Genomic DNA, 8,833 nt, shown 5'->3' on the forward strand with positions numbered 1-8,833 from the left:
GGGTTGTCGACTCGGCAGCAGGAGCACCATTGCCGCGTAACGCAGAATGGTGTCGGCCAGCTCGTCGACCGCCGGTGCGCCGATCCGCTCGGCAAAGCCGTCGGGGAAGATCACCTGCAGCGCGGTGGCCATCCGCTGCACCGCCGCACCGTAGTGCTGGCGGGCCAACTCGAGCATCAGGCCAGGTTCGTCGGCGAGCATCCGAGTCAGCACCCGATGCTGGCGGAACCGCACAATCGACAATGTGAATGCCTCGACATAGTAATTCGATTGGGGTCTGCGGATTTTCAGTTCCTCGGCGATGCCTGCGAACAGCGCTGCATTCTCCCGGTCGATAACGGCTGCGACTAATTCGTCACGGTTGGCGAATCGGCGGTAGATGGTGGTCCGGCTCACCCGGGCGCGGCGTGCCACATCGTCGAGGGCGACCCGCCGCAGCCCGTGCCGCTCGAACTCGACGACGGCCGCGTCGAGGATCGCTTGGGTGGCGGGATCAGCCGCGGGTGTAACCGGCACGGGCAAACCTGTTGTAGCGCAGTCTCATCGGCAGATGGTCCCACAGCCAGTTGGCCGGCCGCGACCGGCACATCGCGGCGAACCGTTGGTAGCGGCGTTCCTGCCGCTCGCTCCACGGCAGCCCCAGCAACTCGCGGGCCCGGGGCGGCAGACCGCCGGTGGTCAGGAACGCCGCGACCGGGTTGAACATGATTGCCAGCATCGCCCACAGCCATGTCGGCACCGCCTTGGGGCACGGGAACCCCTTGGTGACATATCCGACACCGTATTTGGCTGTCGGGTGCGCGACGATGACGTGGTCGAGCATGCGGTTCCAATACTGTTCGAACTCGGCGTAGTCGGCCGGCATCGGGCGCTCACTTACCCCGTAGCGGCGATACCAGGTTTTGGACTCGAGGTAGATCTGTTCCTTTTCGGCACGGGATAGCCGCTTGACGAACGTGTCGGCGAAATAGAGGACCTGCTCGACGAAAGTGGCGTGCGCCCAGAAGTAGGTTTCCGGGTCCAGTGCGTGGTAGCGCTTGCCCTCTGGCATCTCGCCTTTGATCTCGTGGTGGAAATCCCGCACCTGCCGGCCCGGGTGGTCGTCGTCGGAGCCGTAGACGGTCATGAAGATCGGCGGCAGCGATCGTTTGACCCGCGCGGCGGTGTCGGAGAAGAACACCGAATGATCCAGCACACCTTGGCCGAGTTCAGCCAGCATGTTCTGCAGCACCGCTGGCCGCGGCCCGATCAGGAACATGCGGTTGTCACCGAAGTAGCGCCACACCAGCGACTGTGGCCCTAGTGGCAGGGCATCGGAGTCATGCCCGGTGGCCTCGGTCTCCCTCTCGGAAAGCTCAGTCACTGAGACAGTGTTACATATTCTGCACTTTGTACCAAGCCCCCGGGGCCTTGGCGCTGTGGCTTTAGCAGGTTTGCCCGGCTGGGAGCGACTATCTCATTTGAAATCGCGCGTAGGCGGGCACAAACGGACATCCCTGCTGACGCTTGCCGAACGGTTGAGCCTTGCCGCGCTGCTGAACAACGGTCACGGTGTCATAACTGATCCGGCGTGCCATTGCGGGCAACGCGATTCGCCCCGGCATGATCCTGCTCATGCCCCCGCTGAGCCGCCGCGCCGCGCTGCGTCTGGGCATCGGCGCCGTCGCAGGCGCTACCGCCACATGGGCGTTGAGCGCGTTGCTGGATCCGGGCGAAGCGGCGACTTCTCCCTCGCCGTTCGAGCCGGTCGCGGGCACCGCATCGCCGACGCGGCTGTCGGGCTCGTTCGTCTCGGCGGCGCGCGGGGGCATGACGACCAACTGGGTGATGGCGCTGCCGCCTGGCCACACTGGGCCGCTGCGGCCGGTGATCGCGTTGCACGGCAAGGACGGCAACGCCAACACCGTGATCGACCTGGGTGTTGAAGACGCGCTGGCCGAACTGGTCAAGTCTGGCCGACCCGGATTCGCCGTGGTCGGTGTCGACGGGGGCAATACCTACTGGCATCGGCGCGCCGACGGGCACGACTCGGGAGCGATGGTTCTTGGCGAGCTGCTGCCGATGCTGGCAAGCAAAGGATTGGACACCTCGCGGGTGGCGTTCCTCGGCTGGTCGATGGGCGGCTACGGCGCGCTGCTGTTGGGTGCCCGGCTGGGCCCGGCACGCACCGCGGGGATCTGCGCCGTCAGCCCGGCGTTATGGACGTCGTACACCGCCAGCACCCCGGGGGCTTTCGACAACTACGACGACTGGGTGCGCAACAACGTGTTCGGTCTGCCGGCGCTGGCCTCGATCCCGATCCGGGTCGACTGCGGCACCAGCGACCGGTTCTGCCCGGCCACGCGGCAGTTCGTCGCCCAGCTGCGGACACCCCCGTCCGGTAGCTTCTCTGCGGGCGGGCATGACGTATCGTTTTGGCGCCAGCAACTGCCGGGGGAGCTGACCTGGCTGGCCTCTTAATCCCGGCGAAGGGCGCCTAGGCGCCGCCACTTCGAGAACAATGACACCCACGCCGCACCGGCTACGAAGGTGGTGACATTGCCGCAGACCAACACAATCAGCGCGCGCGAGACGCGCGAGCCGGCGCGGCGCACCTCCAAGCCCGGATTCCGCCTCGACATCGAGGGTCTGCGCGCGGTGGCGGTGGTCGCGGTGGTGCTGTTTCATGCCGATGTGCCCGGCGTCGGCGGCGGGTATGTGGGCGTGGACGTCTTCTTCGTGATCTCCGGGTTCTTGATCACCGGCCTGCTGTGGCGCGAGGTGACGGCGGCGGGGACGGTTCGGCTGAGCCGCTTCTACGGGGCCCGGGCCCGGCGGCTGCTGCCGGCAGCAGCGACGGTCGGGGTGGCCACCGCGATCGGCTCGGCGGTGTTGCTGCCGCCGCTGCAAGCTCGAAGCGTCATCGGGGACGGCATCGCCAGCGCACTGTATGTCGGCAACTACCGCTTCGCTATCCACGGCACCGACTATTTGGCCGCCGATGCCCCGCCGTCACCGTTTCAGCACTACTGGTCGCTCGGCGTCGAAGAGCAGTTCTATCTGCTGTGGCCGGCGTTGATCATCGGGACGGCGTGGCTGGTTCGGCGGGGTGGCCTCCGGGTGCCGTCGAGGCTGAACCCGTATCTCGTGGTGCTGGCGGTAGTGGCGGCGGTGTCGTTTGCGCTGTCGCTGGCCTGGACGCACACATCGCCGCCGTGGGCGTTTTTCTCGCTGCCGACTCGGGCCTGGGAGCTGGCCGCGGGTGGTCTGGTTGCGCTGTCGGCCGGGCAGTGGCGGCGACTCCCGGCGCTGTCCGCGGCGATCGCGGGATGGGGCGGGCTGGCGCTGATCCTGCTGAGTTGCCACACGCTGGGCACGGCCACGCCCTACCCGGGCACGGCGGCCCTGTTGCCGGTGCTGGGCACGGCATTGGTGATCGGCGCCGGGTGCGCCGACAGCCGGTTGGGCGCCGGTCGGCTGCTGTCGCTGCCGGGGATGCGCGCGATCGGGCGGATGTCGTACTCCTGGTATCTGTGGCACTGGCCGGTGCTGCTGCTGATGCCGCCGCTGCTGGGCCAGTCGGCAGGCTTGGCGGGCAGACTGGCGGCGGTCATGGTCTCCGCCGGGTTGGCGGTGCTGACGCTTCACCTGGTCGAGAACCCCGGTCGGTTCTCCGCTCCAGTGCGCCGATCGGCGGCCCGCAGCCTCGCGCTCGGCGCGGCCGCCACCGTGGTCGCCGTCTGCGCCGGCGTGGTCCTGCTGATCCTGGTGCCGGTTCCGGTCGGTCGCGGGGTGGCGGCCGCGGCACCGAAGATCAGCGTGACACCGCCGCCGGCGGCGAGCCCGCTCGACCCGCGTGCCGCGGCCGTGCAGCAGGGGTTCGCGCAAGCGCAGGCCGCGGTCGCGGCCTCTGCCGACCTCAAGGCGGTGCCGTCGAATCTCACACCGCCGCTTGCCGAGGCGCCGGCCGACAAGCCGGCAGTGTTCGTCAACGGCTGCGTGCGTTCGTGGCGGGAAGTCGGCCAAAGTGAATGCGCCACAGGCGATCTCGTATCGCCGACTACTGTGGCGCTGGTCGGCGATTCGCATGCCGCGATGTGGAATCCGGCACTGCAGCAGCTAGCCGAGCAACGGCACTGGCGGTTGGAGACGCTGGGCAAAGTGACCTGCCCGTTGATGGAGCTGCCGATCACCAGCCCTTATCTGGGCCGCGAGTACACCGAATGCGAGCAGTGGCGCGCCGACATCATGGCCCGGCTGCAGGGCGAACACCCCCGGCTGGTCGTGCTGAGCATGTCGCGGCGCTACGGCGCCGACTTCGGTTTTACGTCCTACGACCCGGCCTGGCTCGCCGGCCTGACCCGCACGGTGGCGCAGCTGCGCGCCACCGGCGCGAATGTCCTTGTGTTAGGGCCGATTCCGGATCCGCATTCGACCGTGCCGACGTGCCTGTCGGCTCATCTCGATGACGCCACCGCGTGCTCGCCGCCGCGGTCGACGGCGGTCAACGACGCCGGCATCGCCGCGGAACAGGCGGCCACCACCGCCGGTGGCGGCCGCTACGCCGATCTGACCGAGCTGTTCTGTACCCGGGAGCGCTGCCCGGCCATCGTCGGCAACGACCTGGTGTACCGCGATGACAACCACGTGACGATCGAGTACGCGCAGACGCTGGCACCGGTGATCGGCGCGTTGGCCGACCGCGCGTTGGCCGGCCGCTGAACGTTATTCGCCGCTTTTCCGTGCCCGCCGCAGCCTGGCGGCGCCGACCACGGCAAGTACCCCAGCGACGGTTGCCAGCAGCAACGTCAGCAATAGCAGCGGAGGATCGTAGACCACCGACGTGGTGACGGGCTGGCCATCGGCAACGGGCGCGACCTGCACAGTGGATCGGACCTGCGACCAGCTCAGCGCACACCCAAGCACTGCGGCGCAGGCGATGGCGAGTTCGGTGACCGCGCGACTGCGGGCACTCACCACTTCGACCCGGCGTCGTTGCCGCGATCCTGCGGGTCGTCGAGCCCATCCGGGCCGACGCGCTCCTCCACCAACGGCGTGAGCGCCGCCCGCAGATGGCGGTGCCGTCGCGCCCAGGCCTGCGCAGTGCGCCCGTGCGTGAGCTTGAGACCGATGCCGACCCGGCCGCGTGGCACCCCGACCAGCTCACCGAGTGCGCGCGCTGTCTGCCAGCGCTGCAGCGGTTCCCCGGAGTCCGGCGCATGCTCGGCTTCCGGATAGACCTTGACGATCTCCGCCACGTTGACGGTCTCCGTGCCTTGACGCAGGGTCCGTTCGGTCAGCTCCACCGAGGTATGGATTCGCGCCGCCTTGACCTGGATGGCGAGGAAGCCGGACACCAGTACCAAAAAGACCAGCGGGACCACCACCTGCCAGCCGTATCCGCTGGATTTTTCGATGAAGAGCATCGCCACCGCCATGACCGGACCGAGCAACACCCAGTACCAGCTCGCACCGGGCTCGTAGAACAACCGCTTGGGTTCGCGATCGGTGCCAGATTGTTCGGCTGCGCTCATGGTTGGCTCAGCGTAACGCTGGCCGGCGAGCAGCATCACACCGCGCCACCAAGCACCCCGATGAAGCTCGGGTCTTATTCACCTAGTGAAGTAGGCGTGGGCGTCTCGGCGGTGCAGCAGCACAACGCCGCCGGCGATCAACACCGAGCCGACGATGCCGCTGACCGCGCAGACCACCGCCACGACCGGTGGCCAGTCCCCGCTGAACAACCGGCTGACCACGTAGACGACGGTGGCCACGCCGCCGCCGGTCAGCAAAGTGCGGGCCCACCGATACCCGGCCCGCATCAGCAGCAGGAAGGTCACCACGATCACCAGCACGACGGCCGTGAGCAGCCCGGAGGCGGCGTAAAGAATCGGCGACCCGTGGCCGACGTGCGAGCTGAGCATGTCCACGACATAGCCGATCACCAGTAGCGGCAACGCGGTCAGCCATAGCCAAAAGCCGGTATCGACGTCGACCGGACGCGGAGGGCGCTCGGGCGGGGTCGGCGCACCCGGCGGGGTGGGCCCGCCGGGGGGTCCGGGTGGCGTACCGGGCCAGCTTGGCGGGGCCGGCGGCGTCCACGGCCCATGCGGTTCTGGCGGGAGCGACGGCTCATGCGGGGCCGGGGGCTCCGGCTCATGCGGCTCTGGTGGCGTCGACGGCTCATGCGGGGCTGGCGGCTCCGGCCACCGCTGCGGCTCGATCACGACAGCCAGGCCGCCGCCTCAGCGGCCCAGTAGGTCAGCACGATCTGGGCGCCGGCTCGCCGGATGCTGGTCAGCGACTCCAGTACGGCGGCGCTCCGATCGATCCAGCCGTTGGCGGCCGCGGCCGAGATCATCGCGTACTCCCCCGACACCTGGTAGGCGGCCACCGGCACCGGCGATATCGCGGCCGCGGCGGCCACCACGTCGAGGTAACCCATCGCGGGTTTGACCATGACGATGTCGGCGCCCTCGTCGAGGTCCAGTTGCACCTCGCGCATCGCCTCGCGAGCGTTGCCCGGCTCCTGCTGATAGGTGCGGCGGTCACCGGACAGGCTCGAGCTCACCGCCTCGCGGAACGGGCCGTAAAACGCCGACGCGAACTTCGCCGCGTAGGCCAGGATCACCACGTCGGCGTGGCCGGCAGCGTCCAGGCCATCGCGGATCGCGGCCACCTGGCCGTCCATCATCCCGCTCGGCCCAACCACATGCGCGCCCGAATCTGCTTGCCGCACAGCCAATTCCACATACCTGGCCAAGGTGGCGTCATTGTCGACCCGTCCTGAAGCGTCCAAGACGCCGCAGTGCCCGTGGTCGGTGAACTCGTCCAGACAGGTGTCAGCCATCAGCACGGTGGCGTCCCCGAGATCCTTGGCCAGGTCGCGCAGCGCGACATTGAGGATGCCATCGGGGTCAGTCCCGGCCGAGCCCGACGCGTCCTTGTCTTCGTCGCGGGGCACACCGAACAGCATCAGCCCACCTACCCCGGCCGCGACGGCGTCGGCGGCGGCGGATCGCAGCGACTCGCGGGTGTGCTGCACGACGCCCGGCATCGATGAGATCGGGCGCGGCTCGTCGATCCCGTCGGCGACGAACATCGGCAGCACCAAATGCCTTGGCTCCAGCGAAGTTTGCGCTACCAGCCGGCGCATCGCGGCAGTCGAGCGAAGTCGACGCGGGCGTTGCCGGGGATACGCACCACCTCCGTGGCGACCCGCTGCGCCCGGCTGCGCCGCGCTTGCGATCGCCACCTAACGCCTGCGGCTCTTCTTACGTGGCGGTGGCAGTGCGCCCTCGGCGCGCAGCCGAGCAGCATGCTCGGCCAGCGCATCGACCAAGGGACCCACCGCGGCGATCTCCGGCTGCACGTCGACTCGCAGGCCGAACTCGGCAGCGGTTTCCGCTGTCTTGGGTCCGATGCAGGCGACGATGGTCCGGGCGTGCGGCTTGCCCGCGATCCCGACCAGGTTGCGCACCGTCGAGCTTGAGGTGAAGCACACGGCGTCGAAGCCACCGGTCTTGATCATTTCGCGGGTTTCCGCCGGCGGCGGCGCAGCCCGCACGGTGCGATACGCGGTGACGTCCTCGATCTCCCAGCCGCGTTCGCGCAATCCCTCGGCCAGCGTCTCGGTGGCGATGTCGGCACGCGGCAGCAATACCCGGTTCACCGGGTCGAAAACGCTGTCATACGGCGGGAATTCGTCGAGCAGGCCCAGCGAGGACTGCTCCCCCGAGGGCACCAGCTCCGGGCTGACCCCGAACGCGCGGACCCGGTCGGCGGTGGCCTCGCCGACGCAGGCGATCTTCACCCCGGAGAACGCGCGGGCGTCGAGCCCGAATTCGCCGAACTTCTCCCACACCGCGCGCACCGCGTTGGTGGAGGTGAACACCACCCACTGGAAGCGCCCGTCTACCAGGCCCTTGACCGCACGCTCCATCTGCGCGGGGCTGCGCGGCGGCTCAACGGCGATGGTCGGGACCTCTATCGGCAGGGCGCCGTAGGACGTCAGCCGCTCGCTCATCTCACCGGCCTGGTCCTTGGTCCGCGGCACCAGCACCGTCCAGCCGTACAGGGCCCGGCTTTCCCACCAGTTGAGCTTCGCCCGGTTGGCGACGGTCTTGCCGATGGTCGCCACCAGCGGGCCGGTCAGCGGCCCGGCCGGGTCGGCGCCGCCTAGAACCGCCCCGTCAGTCAGCGCGTGCAGCGTGGTCTCCACCGATCGCTGCGTGCAGGTAGTGCCGGCCGCGGTGACGACGCACGGCGTCGATTCGGCCAGCCCATAGTCGATCAGGGTGCGAGCCGCGTCGGTCAGGTGCGAGGGGGTCGCTTGCAGGATCAGCGGGCCCGGGGCGGCGGCAAGCGCCGCCCAGTCGACGTCGCCGCGCACATCGGCGACAGTGTGCGACGAGCCCAACGGCAGTCCCGCGTATGTCGGCACCGCGGCGCTGGCGGCCAGCCCAGGCACGATCTCGAATTGCAGATGCGCCCGCGCCACGGCGTTGACCTCGCTGATCACCGCATCCACTTCCAGCGGATCACCCGCGACCAGGCGTACCACGTCGACTCCGGAACGAGCCTCGGCGATCAGCGTCTTGGCTACTTCAGCGGGTTCACCCAGCGCGGGCCGGATGTCGGGCCCAACCGACACCACGGCCGTCGGCGCCTCGGCATCGGTGGCCTCTGCGGCGTCGGCTTGCGCCGGCCCCGACACCGGCGGCAGCTCGGTCCCGATCAGCGCCTGCACCGCCTCGGGGACATCGGCGTCAGTGAACACCAGGGCGGCGTTGGCCAGTACGCTCGCAGCCCGCGTCGTCAACAAGCCTGGATCCCCGGGGCCTGAGCCCACAAA

9 protein-coding genes are annotated in these 8,833 nt (G+C 69.0%); 2 read left to right on the forward strand and 7 right to left on the reverse strand.

What is annotated here, in order from left to right; translation table 11 throughout:
• Both VFA16_RS09665 and VFA16_RS09670 read right to left on the reverse strand, forming a co-directional pair.
• On the reverse strand, positions 1 to 516 hold a 516-nt coding region (locus tag VFA16_RS09665; RefSeq protein ID WP_324967598.1), incomplete at its 3' end, for a helix-turn-helix domain-containing protein.
• On the reverse strand, positions 494 to 1,363 hold the full coding sequence (locus tag VFA16_RS09670; protein ID WP_324967599.1) for an oxygenase MpaB family protein: 870 nt from the start codon (positions 1,361 to 1,363) through the stop codon (positions 494 to 496). The genes VFA16_RS09665 and VFA16_RS09670, both read right to left, overlap by 23 nt.
• A 251-nt stretch (positions 1,364 to 1,614) precedes the next feature.
• On the opposite strand from VFA16_RS09670, the gene VFA16_RS09675 reads away from it, so the two are divergent.
• Together VFA16_RS09675 and VFA16_RS09680 are read left to right on the forward strand one after the other, a co-directional pair.
• Entirely contained in the window at positions 1,615 to 2,460 is an 846-nt protein-coding gene (locus VFA16_RS09675) for an alpha/beta hydrolase (protein ID WP_414687679.1), read from the forward strand.
• Positions 2,461 to 2,556: 96 nt separating this feature from the next.
• The gene (locus tag VFA16_RS09680) at positions 2,557 to 4,701 is read left to right on the forward strand and encodes an acyltransferase family protein (RefSeq protein WP_324967605.1); all 2,145 of its coding nucleotides are present in this window, start codon (positions 2,557 to 2,559) and stop codon (positions 4,699 to 4,701) included.
• A 3-nt stretch (positions 4,702 to 4,704) separates the two neighbouring features.
• Here the strand turns inward: VFA16_RS09680 and VFA16_RS09685 are convergent, their stop codons facing one another.
• From VFA16_RS09685 to VFA16_RS09705, 5 genes are all read right to left on the reverse strand, one after another.
• On the reverse strand, positions 4,705 to 4,956 hold the full coding sequence (locus tag VFA16_RS09685) for a hypothetical protein (protein ID WP_324967601.1): 252 nt from the start codon (positions 4,954 to 4,956) through the stop codon (positions 4,705 to 4,707).
• Complete coding sequence (locus VFA16_RS09690; RefSeq protein ID WP_324967602.1) at positions 4,953 to 5,513, reverse strand: DUF3093 domain-containing protein; 561 nt, start codon at positions 5,511 to 5,513, stop codon at positions 4,953 to 4,955. Before VFA16_RS09690 ends, VFA16_RS09685 begins: the two co-directional genes overlap by 4 nt.
• Before the next feature lie 78 nt (positions 5,514 to 5,591).
• Entirely contained in the window at positions 5,592 to 5,945 is a 354-nt protein-coding gene (locus VFA16_RS23785) for a hypothetical protein (protein ID WP_414687680.1), read from the reverse strand.
• 257 nt (positions 5,946 to 6,202) lie between these two features.
• On the reverse strand, positions 6,203 to 7,228 hold the full coding sequence (gene hemB, locus VFA16_RS09700; RefSeq protein WP_324967606.1) for a porphobilinogen synthase: 1,026 nt from the start codon (positions 7,226 to 7,228) through the stop codon (positions 6,203 to 6,205).
• Positions 7,229 to 7,234: 6 nt separating this feature from the next.
• On the reverse strand, positions 7,235 to 8,833 hold a 1,599-nt coding region (locus VFA16_RS09705; protein WP_324967604.1), incomplete at its 5' end, for a uroporphyrinogen-III synthase.

The sequence above is a fragment of the Mycobacterium sp. genome (assembly GCF_035653355.1).
Lineage (GTDB): Bacteria > Actinomycetota > Actinomycetes > Mycobacteriales > Mycobacteriaceae > Mycobacterium.